The organism is Paraliobacillus zengyii (assembly GCF_003268595.1).
In the GTDB taxonomy this organism is placed as follows: Bacteria; Bacillota; Bacilli; order Bacillales; family Amphibacillaceae; genus Paraliobacillus_A; species Paraliobacillus_A zengyii.
In genome coordinates, this window is sequence record NZ_CP029797.1 from 846683 (window position 1) to 864155 (window position 17473).

Annotated in this window: 19 protein-coding genes and 1 riboswitch; of the genes, 16 read left to right on the top strand and 3 right to left on the bottom strand. The window is 33.9% G+C overall.

Annotated elements, in window-relative coordinates; all coding sequences use genetic code 11:
* Positions 1 to 46: 46 nt before the first annotated feature.
* Positions 47 to 601: a phospholipase D-like domain-containing protein gene (locus DM447_RS04210; RefSeq protein ID WP_112180033.1), complete on the bottom strand. Its 555-nt coding sequence runs from the start codon at positions 599 to 601 to the stop codon at positions 47 to 49.
* Between the two features lie 188 nt (positions 602 to 789).
* Between DM447_RS04210 and DM447_RS04215 the strand changes: the two genes are divergently transcribed.
* The 7 genes from DM447_RS04215 to DM447_RS04245 all read left to right on the top strand — a co-directional run bounded on the left by DM447_RS04215 (position 790) and on the right by DM447_RS04245 (position 7472).
* Positions 790 to 2226: a carbon starvation CstA family protein gene (locus DM447_RS04215; RefSeq protein ID WP_112180034.1), complete on the top strand. Its 1437-nt coding sequence runs from the start codon at positions 790 to 792 to the stop codon at positions 2224 to 2226.
* A 101-nt stretch (positions 2227 to 2327) separates the two neighbouring features.
* Positions 2328 to 2412, top strand: a riboswitch (cyclic di-GMP riboswitch).
* A gap of 92 nt (positions 2413 to 2504) precedes the next feature.
* Entirely contained in the window at positions 2505 to 2849 is a 345-nt protein-coding gene (locus tag DM447_RS04220) for a hypothetical protein (protein ID WP_112180035.1), read from the top strand.
* A 39-nt stretch (positions 2850 to 2888) separates the two neighbouring features.
* Positions 2889 to 3869, top strand: coding sequence for a ketoacyl-ACP synthase III (locus DM447_RS04225; protein WP_112180036.1), 981 nt, complete (start codon positions 2889 to 2891; stop codon positions 3867 to 3869).
* Positions 3870 to 3905: 36 nt separating this feature from the next.
* Entirely contained in the window at positions 3906 to 4646 is a 741-nt protein-coding gene (locus DM447_RS04230) for a sirohydrochlorin chelatase (protein ID WP_112180037.1), read from the top strand.
* Positions 4647 to 4756: 110 nt separating this feature from the next.
* The gene (locus DM447_RS04235) at positions 4757 to 5254 is read left to right on the top strand and encodes a hypothetical protein (protein WP_112180038.1); all 498 of its coding nucleotides are present in this window, start codon (positions 4757 to 4759) and stop codon (positions 5252 to 5254) included.
* Positions 5255 to 5358: 104 nt separating this feature from the next.
* Positions 5359 to 6429, top strand: coding sequence for an undecaprenyldiphospho-muramoylpentapeptide beta-N-acetylglucosaminyltransferase (locus tag DM447_RS04240; RefSeq protein WP_112180039.1), 1071 nt, complete (start codon positions 5359 to 5361; stop codon positions 6427 to 6429).
* Positions 6430 to 7139: 710 nt separating this feature from the next.
* A complete protein-coding gene (locus tag DM447_RS04245; protein WP_112180040.1) occupies positions 7140 to 7472 on the top strand; it encodes a hypothetical protein in 333 nt (110 codons plus the stop codon).
* Positions 7473 to 7563: 91 nt separating this feature from the next.
* Here DM447_RS04245 and DM447_RS04250 read toward each other — a convergent pair whose 3' ends face one another.
* Positions 7564 to 8109: a beta-class carbonic anhydrase gene (locus tag DM447_RS04250; RefSeq protein WP_112180041.1), complete on the bottom strand. Its 546-nt coding sequence runs from the start codon at positions 8107 to 8109 to the stop codon at positions 7564 to 7566.
* 907 nt (positions 8110 to 9016) lie between these two features.
* On the opposite strand from DM447_RS04250, the gene DM447_RS04255 reads away from it, so the two are divergent.
* The 3 genes from DM447_RS04255 to DM447_RS04265 all read left to right on the top strand — a co-directional run bounded on the left by DM447_RS04255 (position 9017) and on the right by DM447_RS04265 (position 11821).
* Positions 9017 to 9826: a S1C family serine protease gene (locus tag DM447_RS04255; RefSeq protein WP_232824244.1), complete on the top strand. Its 810-nt coding sequence runs from the start codon at positions 9017 to 9019 to the stop codon at positions 9824 to 9826.
* Between the two features lie 254 nt (positions 9827 to 10080).
* The gene (gene sigI / locus DM447_RS04260) at positions 10081 to 10818 is read left to right on the top strand and encodes an RNA polymerase sigma-I factor (RefSeq protein WP_112180042.1); all 738 of its coding nucleotides are present in this window, start codon (positions 10081 to 10083) and stop codon (positions 10816 to 10818) included.
* Between the two features lie 79 nt (positions 10819 to 10897).
* Positions 10898 to 11821 (top strand): Gfo/Idh/MocA family protein, encoded by a 924-nt coding sequence (locus DM447_RS04265; RefSeq protein WP_112180043.1) that lies wholly within the window; start codon positions 10898 to 10900, stop codon positions 11819 to 11821.
* 58 nt (positions 11822 to 11879) lie between these two features.
* Here DM447_RS04265 and DM447_RS04270 read toward each other — a convergent pair whose 3' ends face one another.
* Positions 11880 to 12119 carry a YhdB family protein gene (locus DM447_RS04270; protein ID WP_112182653.1) on the bottom strand — a complete coding sequence of 80 codons (240 nt, stop codon included), beginning with the start codon at positions 12117 to 12119 and terminating at the stop codon, positions 11880 to 11882.
* A gap of 262 nt (positions 12120 to 12381) precedes the next feature.
* Between DM447_RS04270 and DM447_RS04275 the strand changes: the two genes are divergently transcribed.
* The 6 genes from DM447_RS04275 to DM447_RS04300 all read left to right on the top strand — a co-directional run bounded on the left by DM447_RS04275 (position 12382) and on the right by DM447_RS04300 (position 17461).
* Positions 12382 to 13071, top strand: a complete 690-nt coding sequence (locus DM447_RS04275) for a YhcN/YlaJ family sporulation lipoprotein (protein WP_112180044.1) — start codon at positions 12382 to 12384, stop codon at positions 13069 to 13071.
* Positions 13072 to 13198: 127 nt separating this feature from the next.
* Positions 13199 to 13666, top strand: a complete 468-nt coding sequence (locus tag DM447_RS04280) for an S-ribosylhomocysteine lyase (protein ID WP_112180045.1) — start codon at positions 13199 to 13201, stop codon at positions 13664 to 13666.
* Positions 13667 to 13746: 80 nt separating this feature from the next.
* Entirely contained in the window at positions 13747 to 15117 is a 1371-nt protein-coding gene (locus DM447_RS04285) for a dipeptidase (RefSeq protein WP_112180046.1), read from the top strand.
* Between the two features lie 168 nt (positions 15118 to 15285).
* The gene (locus DM447_RS04290; protein WP_162632558.1) at positions 15286 to 15651 is read left to right on the top strand and encodes a sulfurtransferase; all 366 of its coding nucleotides are present in this window, start codon (positions 15286 to 15288) and stop codon (positions 15649 to 15651) included.
* A gap of 26 nt (positions 15652 to 15677) precedes the next feature.
* Positions 15678 to 15938 carry a metal-sensitive transcriptional regulator gene (locus tag DM447_RS04295; RefSeq protein WP_112180048.1) on the top strand — a complete coding sequence of 87 codons (261 nt, stop codon included), beginning with the start codon at positions 15678 to 15680 and terminating at the stop codon, positions 15936 to 15938.
* A gap of 107 nt (positions 15939 to 16045) precedes the next feature.
* Positions 16046 to 17461 carry a SpoVR family protein gene (locus tag DM447_RS04300; RefSeq protein ID WP_112180049.1) on the top strand — a complete coding sequence of 472 codons (1416 nt, stop codon included), beginning with the start codon at positions 16046 to 16048 and terminating at the stop codon, positions 17459 to 17461.
* The last annotated feature ends 12 nt before the right edge of the window (positions 17462 to 17473 follow it).

Sequence of the window (17473 nt, forward strand, 5' to 3'; positions counted from 1 at the left end):
CAACGTACTTGAAGAATTCCAAGTGTGTTGAGCGTTTTTCTAGTTTTTAAGGTGTCCAATATGTGTAATCATCGCTTTCCCATAAAGTAAGGAATAAATCATTCCATTCTGTTGCTAATGTAGTATTTTCAATGGAAAAAAGAAGTTCTTGATTTTCTTCACTAGAGTTGTCTGTATAATTAAATGAACCAGCCACTACTGTTGTTTGATCTGCAATTGTTAATTTTAAATGCATTTTAGTTTCGGTATTTATCTTGATTGGAATACCAGCTTCCGAAAGTGAGGTAAAAATCTCCTCACTATCTTCATTCGTTATCTTTTCTTGATCTGTTATTATCTGAATAGCTACACCACGCTGATTTGCCTCAAGTATAGCCTCTGAAATAACTGTATCATCAAGATTATAAATAGCTATATCAAGGCTTTCGGTTGAATTGTTAATGATATCTAGCAATTGTTGTTCGGGATCTCCCTCCAAATTACTGAGAGAATAGGAGATTTTGCTTCCATTTGCATCTATTTCATTTGTATTGTTATCAAAGATGAAATAGACATTTAACAGGATGGAAAGTGCCAAAAAGACACTAAAAATTTTATTCATAAAATGTTCCTTTCTTAGGTGAGATGATATCCTCTACATTACCGATTATAAGATTCATTTCTTAAAAATCCCTTAACTGCCAATAGTATATTTATTTAAAAGATAGTTTTTTCAGAATATTGTATTTACTTTTTGTCAGAAAGTGTTACTATATGTATACTTTACGATTTTAACAGGGGGAAATGGATATGGTAACATTTTTACTTGCATTATTTGCACTTATACTTGGTTATATTTTTTATTCTAAATTTGTCGAGAAAGTTTTTGTAGTAAACGATGAAACAGTTACACCTGCATATAGTAAGCGTGATAATTTAGACTTTATTCCAATGAGTTGGTGGAAGGGAAACTTGATTCAATTGCTTAATATTGCGGGATTAGGTCCAATATACGGAGCGGTTGCTGGCGCTCTGTATGGGCCAGTAGCATTCTTTTGGATTGTGTTAGGTAGTATATTTGCAGGGGGCGTACACGATTATTTTTCAGGAATGATGTCCTTACGTCACGGTGGGGCACAATTTCCAACGCTTGTTGGCCGATATTTAGGAAAGTATATCAAGTCATTTATTAATGTTATTTCACTTGTTTTAATGATTTTGGTTGCAGCAGCATTCACTGCTGGACCTGCACAATTGATTTCGCAAATTACACCATTAAGCTTTTTTGTTGCCTTAGTAATTATCTTTGCTTATTTTGTTATAGCAACTGTATTGCCAATTAATCGTGTTATTGGACGAATCTACCCAATTCTAGGAGCGATCTTGTTAATAATGGCAGCTTCTGTTGGAATTGCCTTGCTGTTTTCAGGAAAACCAATCCCTAATATTACATTGCAAAATTTGCATCCTGGTGATTTACCTATTTGGCCTTTATTAATGGTTACAATATCGTGTGGAGCAATTTCTGGTTTTCACTCGACACAAAGTCCAATTATTGCGAGTACAATGAAAAAGGAAACAGATGGGCGTAGAATTTTTTACGGAGCAATGATCACTGAAGGAGTTATTGCATTAATTTGGGCAGCTGCAGGGATGACTTTCTTTAATGGAACTACTGGATTACAAGAAGCATTAGCCGCTGGAGGTCCGTCAGGTGTTGTTAACGAAATTTCAACGTCATTACTTGGAGTTACTGGTGGGATTCTAGCGATATTCGGTGTAATTATTCTGCCAATAACCACTGGGGATACTGCATTACGATCATCACGAATGATTTTAACAGATATGCTTTCGAATATATTTGATATGAATAATAAAATTAAAGTACTACTTATTGCAATTCCAGTTTCTATTCCTGCATTCTTTCTAGCGACCATTGATTATACATTCTTATGGCGGTATGTTGGCTGGACAAATCAAGTGGTTGCAACAGTAATGCTTTGGACAGCTGCAATGTATCTAGTTGAAAGTCATAAATTTCATTGGATAGCAGCAATACCGGCTATTTTTATGACTGGTGTATCGACAACATACATTTTTTATGCTCCTGAAGGATTGGGACTTGATTATAGTCTTTCTTTAACAATTGGTTTTATTTTAACTTTATTAGTAGTAGCGTGGTATATAATCCAATTAGTTAAATATCAAAGAATTAAAAAAAGAAGTGCACAATTAAACATAGCATAACTAAAAGGTACCTTCTAAAGGTGCCTTTTTAAAGTTAATTTATTTAAATTAGAACTACTAATTTAGAACATATTATGATATTATATTTAAGCAATTATAACTATATACTTTGGCAAACTTATTGAAAAATGAGGACGCAAAGCCACGAATCTAAAGCTTTAGAGCAAAGATAGTCGAGCTGCATTTAGTCATTTAGCACGTATTAAAATGATTGTGAGCCTACAAATGTTTTTGTAGGCTTTTTTGCGTACATGGTATAAAAACAGGGGGAAAGTGTAATGGAAAAGTATAGTATTAAGGTTGATGAAACAAATAAGAAAGTAGACATGATTGTAAGTGGTTCATTTGAGCCTGCAGATGTGGAGCAGTTCGTGAAAGATTATCAAACAAAAATAGGTGCTATTACAACTAATCAATATACATTAGATGTTGATTGTACCACTATGAATATACTGACAAAAGATATGGTGCCGAGTTTAGAAAATTCATTTAAAATGTACAATCAATCAGGATTCGAAAAGATTCTTTTCACAATCAAGAAAAATCCTGTAATAAAAATGCAGTTGAAACGAATTGCTAAAAATTCAGGTTTAACAAATTCTGAAGTAGTCGAGATTGCATAAAACTAATTTAATGATATTGGTTTAAGGTGGGTATTGTTCGTGGAAAACATTAGAATTAAAGGGATAGATATTTATCATCCGGGTAAAATTCTGGATAATGCATATTTCATTAATCATTTTGCTGAGAGAGATAAAGATATAGAGAGATTTTTAACACATATGGGTAGAGATAAGAGATATGTGATTGATAATTCAGAAGAAAATGGATTGACAATGGGAGTCGCTGTTGCACGAAAATTATTAAAAAAACTAAATCTCACTGGTAAGGATATCGATATGATTGTATTTTCAACGCAAGTACCAGAGACTACTTTTCCTACTAATACGATGTTTTTACATGCTGCAATTGAGGCAAATAGTGAGACGATAATATTTGACTCTAATGCTAATTGTGCTGGCATGACAGTTGCTGTAGAACAAGCGTCTTATTATATGAAAGCAAATGCTCGAATAAATAAAACACTTGTTGTAGGCTCTGACTATAATTCGCTTATTAGCAATCCAGAAGATGAGATTACATATGCTAATTATGGTGACGCTGCTGCGGCTGTAGTGTTGGAGAAAACAAAAGAAGATTCTGGTTTCATTGATGCTATCTACCATACTGATTCAGTTAATCGTGATAAAATTATGTATCCTGGAAATGGCTTATCGAATATAAACAGTGAAGAAGATAAATATATTAAATGGCTTCCTTTTAATGCCGATTTGGCAATGCCACCGACTTATAGAATGTTAGAAAGACTATTAGAAAGAAATAATCTAACAACAAATGACATAAAAGCCTATTGCTTATCCCAATTCTCTTTAGCTAATATCTTGAAAATTCAAAATAAATTTGCTTTAGATCAGAAACAATTGATTTATGTTGGAGATCGCTTTGGTTATACAGGTACCAGTAGTCCATTTATTGCTTTACATGAAGCAGTAGAAACTGGCGTTGTAACACGCGGAGATTATGTTGTTTTTTGGACGATAGGTGCAGGTTTTCAACTTGTCGCAATGTTGTTTAAATATTAGTTTAAATGATAGAATGTTGTTAGAGGTGAATTATGTATGCGAGCAGTTCTTTATATATGCCATGGTAGTAAAAACGATCAAACGAATAAACAATTTCAATTAGAATTGGAACAGATGGAACAATACATCAATGCTCCAATCCAGATTACAGCTTTTCTTGAAGCAGAGCCATCAATTATTGAAGGTGTTACAAAATGTTCGGAGCAAGGTGCGACAGAAATTATTCTTGTGCCTATTTTTCTATTACCTGGAGTGCATGTAATAAAGGATATTCCTAATGAAGTGAAAATTGCACAACGCACATTTCCCGAGATACCTATCCATTTAGGTGAACCATTAGGTGCTAGTGAACAACTTATTTTAAATACTCAAAAGCGTATAGTAAATAAGCGTTTGAAGGGTAAAGAAAAAAGAGAAGCAGTTCTCCTTGTTTCACACGGTAGTAGGTATTTAGAAGCAAGTAATACATTTACTTATTTTGCACGTGAATTAGAAAATAGATTGCTAGAATTACCTGTCTTCGAATCTTATTTGAATTCGAACAAACCAAATTTCGAATCTGAATTAAGACGTTTATTGGCAGCTGATTATGAGGTTATTTATCTAGTGCCACACTTTTTTTCAATAGGGTTTTTCCCTGAAAAGATAAAACAAACAGCATCATATGTTCAGGGGAATCAAGAACAGACAGAAGTTATTTATGTAGATCCTATTACGTTTGATCAGGATATTTATGCAAATATCAAAACTAATTATAACAGAACAATTATCCGATAAATGGATATTAGTTCTGTTTTTTTTATATAAACTGAAACGGATCGAACGATTTCTACGTCTAATAAATAACACGTTTTTTGTTGAAAAAATAGAAGGAGGGACGAAAATTAATGAAAAAATATGTTTTCTTGTGTATGATAAGTTTTTTTACACTGATTGGTTGTAAACAACAGGTAGCGATTCCTGAAGGTTATTATGCTTATGAAAATTCGGAAGTAGAAAAAGCTTTAGAGGGACTTTCATTCAATCCTGAAACACCGGAATTCGTCCCTATTCAAGTGGATTTTATTATTTCAGATCAGTATGTAGTTAATGATACAAATCAAGAGGCTGTAGATATTAGTTTTTATTCCCAAGAAAATGATCTTTTAACGTTTCAAGCAGTTGAGGGAGAATTTAAGAATCTTATTGACGGGGATCCGATTAAATTGGAAGGAGAAATAAGCGGCTCTTACATTGATAATAACTTCGCAAAAACACTTCATTGGAGTAAAGCAGGTATATCGTATAAATTAGTTTACCGTTCTGGTATTGTTAAAAAAGAAGAAGTTTCCAATAAAATAACAAAAAGTGAATTAGTAAGAGTGGCAGAATCATTTCAATCATAAAAATATCAGTTCTTTTTTCTAATAGTAATTGTTTCATACATATTTGCGTTCCTTTTATGATAAAATCCGTATAGAGTACTGTGAAAAAAGAGAGGATTTTATTAATGAGTAAAAAGTCTATTGTATTTACTGGTGGCGGAACAGCTGGTCATGTTATGGTGAACATTGCAATTATTCCTACCTTTTTAGAACAAGGTTGGAAAGTTGATTATATTGGATCGAAAACGGGAATTGAGCGTGAGCTAATTGGGAAATTAGAAGGTGTTACATATCACCCAATTTCAACAGGAAAGTTACGTAGATATATGTCTATGGAAAACTTTAAAGATCCATTTAAAGTATTAATAGGTATAGAGCAAGCGTATCGAATTTTAAGAAAAGTAAAGCCACAAGTTATTTTTTCTAAAGGTGGATTTGTTTCTGTACCGGTCTTAATAGCAGCTCGAATGAGACGTGTGCCAGCTGTGATACATGAATCAGATATTACCCCTGGATTGGCGAACAAACTGGCAATGCCGTTTGCTAAAAAAATTCTTGCAACCTTTCCTGAAACGATGCAACATTTGCCTGAGAAAAAAGCTGAATGGATTGGAGCGGTTGTGAGACCAGAGCTTTTGCAGGGAAGCAAACAAAAGGGATTAGCATATGCTGGACTACAAGGTATAAAACCTACACTACTAATTATGGGAGGTAGTGCGGGAGCGCAGCAAATCAACCAAACTGTAAGAGCTGAATTAACGACACTAACCTCAGAATTTGAGATTATTCACATTTGTGGAAAGGATAATGTTGATCACACTATAAGTGTTTCAGGGTATAAACAGTTTGAATATGTCCACGAACAATTAAGTGACCTATTTGCTGCTACTGATTTTGTTTTATCACGAGCTGGCGCCAATGCGATTTTTGAATTTTTAGCATTGCGAAAACCGATGCTTTTAATACCATTATCTCGTCGAGTAAGTCGTGGTGATCAAATATTAAATGCTGATTCTTTTAAGAATCAAGGCTATGCACATGTATTAGAAGAAGAAGAATTAACCGGAGACACGCTAGTAAATGCGTTACAAAAGTTAAAAGAAGAAGGACCGATTTTTGAAAAAAATATGCGCAAGTATGAAAGTCGTCAAGCACGAGACGAAGTAATTACTATCATTAAAACTACAGCAAAATAGTAAGTAAATATAAACTCGCAAACGATTGGTTGCGAGTTTTCTATTTTTTTCATAGGATAAGTTCGATAATTCGTTTTTTTTCTGATAAAATTGTTGTTTATGATTAAATTTTTTTAGACACTGACGTAACATTTCTTGCGTCAAAGTTATCTTCAACTGCGACGTAACCCGCCATGTTGAATTTCGCTTCGGTCAGTCGCTTTCCGCGGGCAAGTCTTTTCGATGGGTCGAGTAATCGCAGACCCAACGCTTCAACTTCCTCGGAAGCAAAATACGCTTCCTGCGGGATTTTCAGCTGTTGCTTTTCCCGCAGGAGTCGACTGTCCTACGCTACACTCAATCAGCATAACGTGAACAACTGTCATAAGCACAATAAAAATTCTGACCAGTAGACGATAATATATTACTTTTAACACCTATCCAGCGGAGCAGTGAAATGGGTGAGACTCCTGTGGGAACAGCACGGGCTGAAGATCCACTTAGTAAAGCGTTTTTTGCTTTACTAAGTTAGCTGAAGCCGTGCCCACGGAAAGCGGAGTATATTTCCAAAGCGGTATGTTATGTCACAGTTTCTCTCTATTTCGATTTAAAATTGATTAAAATTTAAGTGCAAGAAGGTTTTTTGATAGTTAATTGATTTCAGGAAGTTAATTAATTTTTAATAAGTTTAAAAAGATTGTTATAATTAACAGATTGAAGGGAGAAAAGTGATGAAATTAATTATATGTCCATATTGTAAGAAACCAATTGAAAAACGAGACGAACTTGTTACCGTAAGTAACATGTTTCGTATTCGACCTTATCATTATGTTTGTTATCAGAAAGTAGAACTAGAAATAAAGGCTATTTGGAGTCTTTGGACACCTTTAAATGGTATTTCAGGAACTGTCCGATTTATAATATTGTTAGGTATAGCCATCTGGTTACTAACGACTAACAAATTCGGTCTAGGTGGGGAATTATTAGGTTTATTTGCTATGTATAATGTTATTGTGCACATTACTGCTTACTTAATGTATGACCGACGTCTACCAAAGTTATAACTATACTTTAGCTAATAGCTTGTTATATATAAATAAAAGGTGACATGCATAAATATAATATGCATGTCACCTTTTATTTTCTGATTAACTTTTAGTATCCTTTGATAACTAAATCCAACTTACCTGTATGAGGATCTATTACTAACCCATGAACAGGAATATCTTCAGGTAATAGGGGATGACTCTCTATAACGGAAACAGAACGTTTAACGGATTCGTCTACATGACTAAAACCTTCTAACCACTCTGAAGCGTTTACTGGTAATTGTTCTAAATTATCTTCTGTAATTCCTTTTGATTTCATTTTTGTTATTAGTGTCTCTGTGTCTAGGTTATTCATTCCGCAATCATGGTGCGCAACAACAAAAACTTCTTTTGCCTGCAATGCGTGAATAGCAATTAGGATGCTTTTCATTACACTGTCATAAGGATCTGTAAGGATTGCTCCTGCCGATTTAACTATTTTGACATCACCATTTTTAAAGTTTAGTGCTTTTGGTAATAATTCGACTAAACGTGTATCCATGCATGTCAAAATAACTGCCTTTTTATTTGGCAGACTGTCTGTTGCATATTGTTGATAGGATTTACTTTCAACAAACTTTTGGTTAAAAGTAAGTATTTCTTCTAATAACATATTTAGCCCCCCTTTAATTTAACACTCCTTATATAATAGTTGATACAGGCTATATGTTTCAAGTTTTTTGTCTTAAATTCTCATTATGGTGAATTTTTGCAATTTTCATTGACTGAAGAAATAGTTAAGCTTATAATATGTATATTGAATTCATGAGAGGAGGTCATTAAAATGAAAATGCATAAAACTTATTCAGTTGTAGTTTTCACTAATTTTATAAAAAACGTGACCTCCAAAGCGAAATTAGGATTTGATTGAATTGTTTGATCAATTCTATTGAATAAGTAATTGTATTACTTTGGTCACGTAACTAGTCCGTGACTTTATAGGTATTTGTGATAAGCACATACGTCTTCGGGCGTATGTGCTTTTTATATTATGTAAAATTTTTCTAATAATAGGTACAAAACTGGTAATGCAGTTTTTATCATAAATAAACAAAGAAGGAGTGAGGGTAAATGTTTAAATTTATTGGTTTACAACAACATGTAATGGTGAGGAAAGATGGCGGTTGACTAAATTGAATATTGGATGAAACGGGTGATTTTGTGATAGTTGAAAAAGAAAATAAAGAGTTTGTTTTAAATCGACTACTTAAACGATATGTATTGATATGCGTGATTTTCAGAAAAGAAAACCGAATAGGAATAGATAGAATTATTTTTATTATATGTCGAAAATAATAATTACAAAGGAGATATAAGAATGGAAACAGGTCATTTAATAAAAAGAGGAATAACAAAAACAAAATGTTGGAAAGATAGTGGCTAGTAACCCTCAACCATTCTATTTCCCAGGAAATAAATGTCGAAAGTATTATTAATAACTCGAAAACAACAGTCATATTAAGTTTAATCTGTTAATGTTAGAATGAAGCTAGAGTTTGTTAATAATGGGGTGAGACTTTTTGAATGGTGATAAAGACAAATCCGATATGATTGACAAGGATTTATATGAAGACATAGATGAAGAAGAATTAATAGAAATTTTTGATAAAAATCGTAAAGAAGTGAAAGATGATGATGTAGAAGAAAAAAAGACAAAACGTCCTATTCCTAAATGGGCATTTTGGCTAATTGCAGGTTCATTGTTTTTGAATGTAATAGCCATACTTCCCCAAACATTTTCTATACCAGCAATTGAATTTTTGATAACATCAACAAAGTTGTCTGCTGATTCATCTATTAGCACTTATAAAAAGGCAGTCGTTGTAGTAGAAGCTGGTGATAGTAAGGGCACTGGTTTTTCGATTACCTCTGATGGTGTGATTCTTACTAATAATCATGTGATTGATGAAGAAGAACAAATTTCTATTTCATTCCCTGATGAGGGGTTGTTTGCAGCCGAGGTAATTGAATCTTATCCTGCGATCGATTTAGCCGTTTTACAAGTAGAAGCAAAAGACCTACCTTACTTAGAATTAGCTGAGGATGTAGATTTTGAAGTAGAAGAGAAAATTAATTTTATTGGTAACCCGCTCCGCTTTAATGGGATAGCCAATCAAGGGAATATAATCGGTTATACGAATTTGGAAAGTTGGGATCAAGAAGTACTTATGTTAAAAGCACCAGTATATCGTGGTAACAGCGGTAGTCCAGTTATCAATAGTCAAGGGAAGGTTATAGGTGTTATTTTTGCTACTATGAATCATGAGCAACATGGTAAAGTCGGATTAGCTGTTCCAATTGATTATTATAAAAATATAGAAAAAGAGTGAGAAACCCCGCAGACAGCAAGGATAAAATGTCTGCGGGGTTTTAAATGGATAATTTTAGTGTTGTTCTCTATTTATGACTAATTATTTTCATTTAGATGATAAAATAGGTGAATGGCACTATTTTTTGATATACACTTTTAAGAATTTGTAAAGTTCCTGTGATGGTTTCCTTCCTATTTCTCTTGTATCATTTGATTAGATAGAAAATTACTGAGAACAATAATTCGATATAAGTAAACTGGAGTTGAATCAAGATGAAAAACTTAATAGATATGGAAACTGATACATTAGAAAAACAAGTTCATCTTGTACAATTAGGTGACCGTAAGTTACAGAATAAACTATTGAAAGCCTATAAGCCGTATATTGCGAAATGCGTTTCAGAAGTGTGCAAAAGATATATTAATCCTACTAGTGATGACGAGTTTAGTATTGGTCTGTTTGCTTTTAACGAAGCAATGAATTGCTATTCACAGGATAAAGGAAGTTCTTTTTTAAGTTTCGCTAAATTAATTATTAAACGAAAAACAATAGACTATATCAGGAAAGAAAGTGCAAGGTTAAGGGTGACCTCATTAGATGAAAACTTTGACGAAGTAATGGTAGATAAACCAATTGAAATACAAGTTGCTAATGAGATGAATAAATTTAAAGTGGATCAATGGAATTGTCGTAATGAAATTCTTGTGTTTGCAACACATTTAAGTTATTATAACCTATCATTTTCGGAATTAATGCGGATATCACCAAAACATAAAGATGCCCGTGAATCAGCTATTCAAGTTGCACGAACTTTGTATCAAAATGAAAAAATGCGCCAATTTGTTCAAAGTAAAAAGAAGATACCTATTACAAAATTAATGGAATACGTTACGGTAAGTAAAAAGACGCTGGAGCGTAATCGTAAGTATATTTTAGCAATATTTATCGTATTGGATGGGGACTTTCTTTATATCAAGGAATATATAAATGGAGTTGGCTGCTTGAATTAAAAGATAAATAAAAATGGCAATTCCTTCATAAGTTCATGCTATACTGTGCTTATCTATTGATTACAGGAAGGTGAATGCAATGAAAAGGAAAGTTCGTGTTGGTGTAGTTGGGCTGGGAGGAATAGCACAAAAAGCGTATTTACCAATCTTAACGAAACAGGAAGATTGGGATTTAATTGGTGCGTATACACCAAATCAGGAAAAGTTAAAAAGAATATGTACGAGCTATCGTTTACAACCTTTTTCGAGTATGGAAGCTTTAAGTAAGGAATGTGATGCTGTTTTTGTTCACAGTTCAACAGAGACACATTATCAAGTAGTTGATTATTTATTAGATCAAGGCAAGGATATATATGTTGATAAACCTTTAGCATCAAGCATTGAAGAGGCGGAGCTATTAGTAGAAAAAAGTGAGAAACTAGGCTTGAAGCTGATGGTTGGTTTTAATCGAAGGTTTGCCCCAGTTTATCAAGAAGCGAAAGAATTGGCAGGGGATTTTGACGCAGTGCACATTGAAAAGCATCGTCCTTTTGGAATAGGCCCCATGTCTTTTAATGAGACCATGTTAGACGATTACTTACATGTAGTGGATACGGTTCGTTGGTTAGCAGATGATGATGATCTTTTGGTTAAAAATTTTTTCGCCAAGCAAACAGCTCAAAAGGAAATGATATTTGCTAATCACATTTATGAAAGTAAAACTAGTTTATTTACAACATCCATGCACCGTCAAGCTGGTTTGGATTTGGAGAAATTAGAATTTGTATCAGATCGTTCGATTATTCGTGTGTGGAATATGCGTGATTTAGAAATTAATGAAGAGAAGCTCACAAAGAAAAGAACTTCTGGATCATGGCAAACAGTGGGTGATATTAGAGGGTTTGAAGGTGCAATAAAACACTTTATTTCGTGTGTTGAAAACAATACAACGCCAATTGTAGATGGAGTGGAAGCTCTTAAATCACAACGTTTACTGCAACTAATGTTAGATCATGCCAGATAAAAATTTAATTATAAAGAAGGGAAGAATACTTCTCCTGAGTACTCTTCCCTTGTTAATTTTACAGCATCTCTATTTCAGCAATTGGTGTATACCCCATCGCATGATCAATATAATGCAATAAGGAATCATGATCGGTCATGATTTGCTGCTCATTGTGACTATAATGAAAGGCGTGTAGAAATGCCTCGATTTTTTTTGACAAGATATCATCATGGGTGCGTACCATTAGCACTAGTAGATCATCCCACTGGCCCCAAAGCGTAAAGTATAATGCTTTATCATAATCGGGTATTCCCATCATCCGTCACCCCTCTTTCAAGTTTATTCCATGGTATTTGGAACAGTATCTAAAGGGCTACTGTTAGTATGGCTTACTTCTTTAAATTAACGATGCCACATTCTTGGTTCTCTTACCATTTATTAAATCATATGCAGAGAATAAGTATTAAGTGCAAATATTTAGTGTAAGATGAAAGGTTTTACTGTTCGTCATAGATGAATAAAGAAATACTTCATTCACATACTAGTCATGACTCTTAAAAAATAAGGAGGAGTTAAGTATGGAATGGAAAAAAGTAAGTATCGCATTATTAACTGTATCAACGTTAGTTGCTTGTGGTGCACAAGATAATAATGAACTGGGTCAGCGTGGTACAAACAACCTTGAACCCGTTCGTAATGAAAGTACGTTAGATGCGCCGTTCGGAAATCGAAATGTACAAAACGGGCAAATGAACAATGGTACAAATGGTAATAATGGAACTACCTATGATGGTACGTATCAGCGTGGTACAGATTTAACAGCAGATAATGTTAGACAGAATAATACAAACGGAAATCAAAATAACACTAGTAGTAGACATAACACGAGTGGCAATCAACAGGGAAATAATGAATATGAAGTAGCTGACAAAGCTGCAGATCGTATTGCCAAAGAAGTAGATGGTGTTGATCGTGCTTATGTTTTAACGACTAATAATAACGCATATGTAGCAGCTGAATTGAATGAAGGTAATGGAGAAAATGGTAACAACAATGGTGAAGTAAGTGACGAAGTGAAAAAACAGGTTACAAAAGCTGTGAAAGCTGAAAATGATGATATTGATAATGTGTATGTTTCAACAAATCCGGATTTTGTTAATTTAACAACAGGCTATAGAAATGACGTTGAAAATGGTGAACCAATTGAAGGTTTTTTTGATCAATTTGGTGAAATGATTCAACGTGTATTCCCGAATCAAGCAGATTAATTAATATCAGAAAAGTGACTGTTATATACAGTCGCTTTCTCTTTACATACAGCTTATTTCCACGATTGCCTTTTTTGTGTTATCTTATTTCTATAGTAAGATAAATGCTTAAAGGAGCTGAGGAGAAATGGTCGAAAAAATGAATGTAGAAAGTTTTAATTTAGATCACACAAAAGTGAAAGCCCCTTATGTACGTTTAGTTGGTGTTACTACTGGTCAAAGTGGGGATAAAGTATATAAATATGATGTTCGTTTTTGTCAACCGAATAAAGAACATATGGATATGCCAGGCTTGCATTCAATTGAGCATTTGATGGCAGAAAACATTCGCAATAATATAGATGATGTCTTGGATATCGGACCAATGGGGTGTCAAACAGGTTTTTATTTAGCGATATTAAATAATGACAGTTACGATGCTATTTTAGTTGCTCTAGAAAAGACGTTAAATGATGTACTAGATGCTACTGAAGTGCCTGCTTGTAATGAAGTACAGTGCGGTTGGGCAGCTAATCACAGTTTGGAAGGTGCAAAACAGATTGCTTCACGTATGTTAGAACAGAAAAATGAATGGCACATTGTATTTGCTGAGTAAATAATCATAAAAGAAAGAAGAGCTGGTACATGATTGTGCTGCTCTTCTTACGTTTATTATGAAAAGGAAGTGTATGGAACATGACAGAAAACGTCCTACAATATTTAAAAGAAAATAGGGAAGCACAACTAGATGTTTTACATAAATTTTTATCAATTCCTAGTGTTAGTACGGAAAGTTCGCATAAACAAGATGTGAACAAAGCTGCTCAGTTTGTGGCTGATTATTTAAAAAGTATTTCGTTTAATAATGTAGAAGTAAAAGAAACAAAAGGTCATCCACTTGTATATGGAGAGTGGCTTGGTGCTGGTGAAGATGCTCCAACTGTTTTGTTGTATGGTCATTATGATGTGCAACCCGCTGAGCCTTTAGAGTTATGGGAGAGCAAACCATTTGAGCCGGAAGTGCGGGATGGCCGTTTATATGCTCGTGGAGCGAGTGACGACAAAGGACAGGTATTTATGCATTTAGCTGTCTTTGAAGCATTTATCAAGACAGAAGGTGCTATACCAATTAATGTAAAGGTTTGTATAGAAGGAGAAGAAGAAATTGGTAGTGAGAATTTATATGCTATCTTGAAAGAGAAAAAAGAATTGTTTCAGGCTGATTTTGCAGTTATTTCTGATTCCGGAATGGTGGCAAGTGGACAACCTACGATTTTATACGGTTTAAAAGGTTTCACAGGACTTGAATTTACATTGGAAGGTCCATCTAGTGATCTTCACTCTGGATTATATGGTGGTGCTGTAAGGAACCCTGCTATGGCAATGGCTCATCTTTTAGCATCCTTAAAGGACCAGGATGAAGTAGTCCAAGTAGATGGTTTTTATCATGATGTAGAGCCATTGACAGAAGAAGAGAAACTGTTAATTGCGGATGTTCCTGGTGAAGATTATCAACAATCCACCGGTGTCACAAAAACAATATCTGAAAAAGGCTATACTGCAAAAGAACACACAATGGCACGTCCAACTTTAGAATTAAATGGAATATATGGTGGTTATCAAGGTGAGGGAACAAAAACAATAATCCCAGCTTCTGCAACTGCAAAAATTACTTGTCGTTTGGTTCCGGGCCAAGAACCTGAAAAAATTCAAGATTTACTAATTAAACATTTGGAGAAATATGTACCAGATGGAGTGAGATTGCATGTGAAGCGCGAAGCATTATCAGCAAAAGCATATAAAGTAGATCCTAATCATTATCTTATTAAAAAGACGGCAGAAAGTTATACAAAAGCGTTTGGAAAGGAAACGGTCTTTGTAAGAATGGGTGGTTCTATCCCAGTTGTAGAATGGATTGATGCCATTTATAAAATGCCAATTGTTCTATTAGGCTTTGGTACTCCAGAAGATCGGTTACATTCACCGAATGAAAGCTTTCCCCTTGAAAGCTTTGATAAAGGTTTAGAAACGCTTGTGCATTATTGGAATGCAGTGAAGCTAAAATAATGTAAATGTTGGGGTCCTAAGTTAATTTAGGGCCCCTTTTATAACGTAACGCACAGATAAGTTAAAGCAACATAAAATAGGAGGAAAAATCATTTTTATTGACCTTATACCTATAAGGGTATAAAATAAATTACGTATGATAAAGTATTAATAATTGGAGTGATATAATTGATGATACTAGTGGTATTTCTGTTAGTGATTATAGGATATATGCTATATGCTCGATATTATCCTGTCAAAGGTGTGCCGTGTATGGACGAAAAGGAATCAAAAGGTAAAAACGCTAGTATTACTTTAGATATTCGAGATTATAATACTTCATCAAAAGAGTCGTTAAATGATTCAATTTTTATTCCTATAGCATATTTAAAAAGATATCATCATGAAATACCATCCAAGTATATATATTTAATAGCTTCTGATAAAATAGAAAAGAACTTAGGTATTCGATTATTGAGTCAAAGAGGATATCAAGTAATTGGGTATAAGCTAGCTAATTGCAACTGCAAAGATAAACTAAGGAATTTAATATAATCACGGAAAGAGACGGAGGAAATATGATGGAATATACAGATCAAATGAAAAATAGAGTGAAGCGGATAGAAGGACAGTTACGTGGAATTTTAAAAATGATGGAAGAAGGAAATGATTGTAAAGATGTGATTACACAAATGTCTGCTGCTCGTACAGCGATGGATCGTACGATGGGAGTTGTGGTAAGTTCTAACTTAGTTGCTTGTGTTAAAAAGGCTGAGGAAGAAGGAGAAGACACAGCTGAGTATGTTAACCAAGCTGTTAATTTATTAGTGAAAAGTAGATAAAGAAGTATTAATTGCAATCCATTTATAAAAACAAGTCCAACACTCTTCATCATTCATGCCCGCGAATCATATACTGAGGATAATCCAGTCAAAGGGAGCGATCATGAATGAAACAATCAGATCAGAAACAATTGGAATACGCGATTGACGAGATCACAGAAATTGCGAAAGGTTTTGGACTTGATTTTTTTCCTATGCGTTATGAAATTTGCCCCCCCGAAATAATCTATACATTTGGTGCCTATGGCATGCCTTCTCGATTTTCCCATTGGAGTTTTGGCAAACAATTTCATATGATGAAATTACAATATGATCTGGGATTGAGTAAAATATACGAACTGGTAATTAACTCAAATCCCTGTTATGCATTTTTGTTAAACTCAAATAGCCTTGTTCAAAACAAACTAATTGTTGCACATGTTTTAGCACATTGTGATTTTTTTAAAAACAATGCTCGTTTTCAGAATACGCAACGTGATATGGTAGAAAGTATGTCAGCAACAGCAGAACGAATAGATACTTATGAAAAACAGTACGGTGTCCATGAAGTTGAAATTTTTCTAGATGCAGTATTAGCTATTCAAGAACATATTGATCCTTCTTTGATGAAATCAAAATTCGATTGGAAATTAGATGGGATAGAAGAAGAGGAAGAAGTAAAAAGGGAAACTGTTTATGACGATTTATGGAAATTAGATGAATCATCAAAAATTGGAACTGAACCGATTAAAAAGAAAAAAAAGCAGTTACCGCCTAAGCCAGAAAAGGATATCGTTTTGTTTATTGAAGAATATAGCCCTCACTTAGAAGATTGGCAACGGGACATTTTAACGATGATGCGAGAAGAAATGCTATATTTCTGGCCGCAATTAGAAACGAAAATTATGAATGAAGGATGGGCTTCATATTGGCATCAACGAATTCTAAGAAGTTTGGATTTAACAAGTGACGAAGCTGTCGAATTTGCTAGTCTGAATGCAGGAGTTGTTCAACCTTCTAAAACCCAAATTAATCCTTATTATTTAGGAGTTAAAATGTTTGAAGACATTGAAAAAAGATTTGATAACCCTACAGAAGAAATGAAAAAGTGGGGAGCGGTTCCTGGAAAAGGACGAGAGAAAATGTTTGAAGTTAGAGAAATCGAATCAGATATTTCATTCTTACGTAACTATTTAACAAAAGACTTTGTTGAGAGAGAAGATTTATACTTATTCCAAAAACAAGGGAATGACTATAAAGTTAGTGATAAAAATTGGGAAAACGTCCGAGATCAATTAATTTCAATGCGAATCAATGGAGGTTTTCCTTTTATTACGGTTTTAAATGGTGATTATGCTGGTAATGGAGAGCTTTATTTGAAACATAATTATGAAGGTGTTGAGTTGGATATGCGTTATCTTGAAAGAACGATACCATATATTTATCAACTATGGGGAAAATCCGTGCATATGGAAACAGAGTTGGAGGATAAACGCGTTGTATTTAGTTACGATGGGAAAAAGGTAAGTAAAAAACAATTGTAATGTGGAAAATGA

Excerpts from the sequence above, each read along its gene's own strand:
- DM447_RS04210 (WP_112180033.1), bottom strand. The coding sequence starts at position 601 with ATGAATAAAATTTTTAGTGTCTTTTTGGCACTTTCCATCCTGTTAAAT.
- DM447_RS04230 (WP_112180037.1), top strand. The coding sequence starts at position 3,906 with ATGCGAGCAGTTCTTTATATATGCCATGGTAGTAAAAACGATCAAACG.
- DM447_RS04215 (WP_112180034.1), top strand. The coding sequence starts at position 790 with ATGGTAACATTTTTACTTGCATTATTTGCACTTATACTTGGTTATATT.
- DM447_RS04265 (WP_112180043.1), top strand. The coding sequence starts at position 10,898 with ATGAAAAGGAAAGTTCGTGTTGGTGTAGTTGGGCTGGGAGGAATAGCA.
- DM447_RS04295 (WP_112180048.1), top strand. The coding sequence starts at position 15,678 with ATGGAATATACAGATCAAATGAAAAATAGAGTGAAGCGGATAGAAGGA.
- DM447_RS04275 (WP_112180044.1), top strand. The coding sequence starts at position 12,382 with ATGGAATGGAAAAAAGTAAGTATCGCATTATTAACTGTATCAACGTTA.
- DM447_RS04270 (WP_112182653.1), bottom strand. The coding sequence starts at position 12,119 with ATGGGAATACCCGATTATGATAAAGCATTATACTTTACGCTTTGGGGC.
- DM447_RS04240 (WP_112180039.1), top strand. The coding sequence starts at position 5,359 with ATGAGTAAAAAGTCTATTGTATTTACTGGTGGCGGAACAGCTGGTCAT.
- DM447_RS04300 (WP_112180049.1), top strand. The coding sequence starts at position 16,046 with ATGAAACAATCAGATCAGAAACAATTGGAATACGCGATTGACGAGATC.
- sigI (WP_112180042.1), top strand. The coding sequence starts at position 10,081 with ATGAAAAACTTAATAGATATGGAAACTGATACATTAGAAAAACAAGTT.
- DM447_RS04280 (WP_112180045.1), top strand. The coding sequence starts at position 13,199 with ATGGTCGAAAAAATGAATGTAGAAAGTTTTAATTTAGATCACACAAAA.
- DM447_RS04235 (WP_112180038.1), top strand. The coding sequence starts at position 4,757 with ATGAAAAAATATGTTTTCTTGTGTATGATAAGTTTTTTTACACTGATT.
- DM447_RS04285 (WP_112180046.1), top strand. The coding sequence starts at position 13,747 with ATGACAGAAAACGTCCTACAATATTTAAAAGAAAATAGGGAAGCACAA.
- DM447_RS04220 (WP_112180035.1), top strand. The coding sequence starts at position 2,505 with ATGGAAAAGTATAGTATTAAGGTTGATGAAACAAATAAGAAAGTAGAC.
- DM447_RS04245 (WP_112180040.1), top strand. The coding sequence starts at position 7,140 with ATGAAATTAATTATATGTCCATATTGTAAGAAACCAATTGAAAAACGA.
- DM447_RS04250 (WP_112180041.1), bottom strand. The coding sequence starts at position 8,109 with ATGTTATTAGAAGAAATACTTACTTTTAACCAAAAGTTTGTTGAAAGT.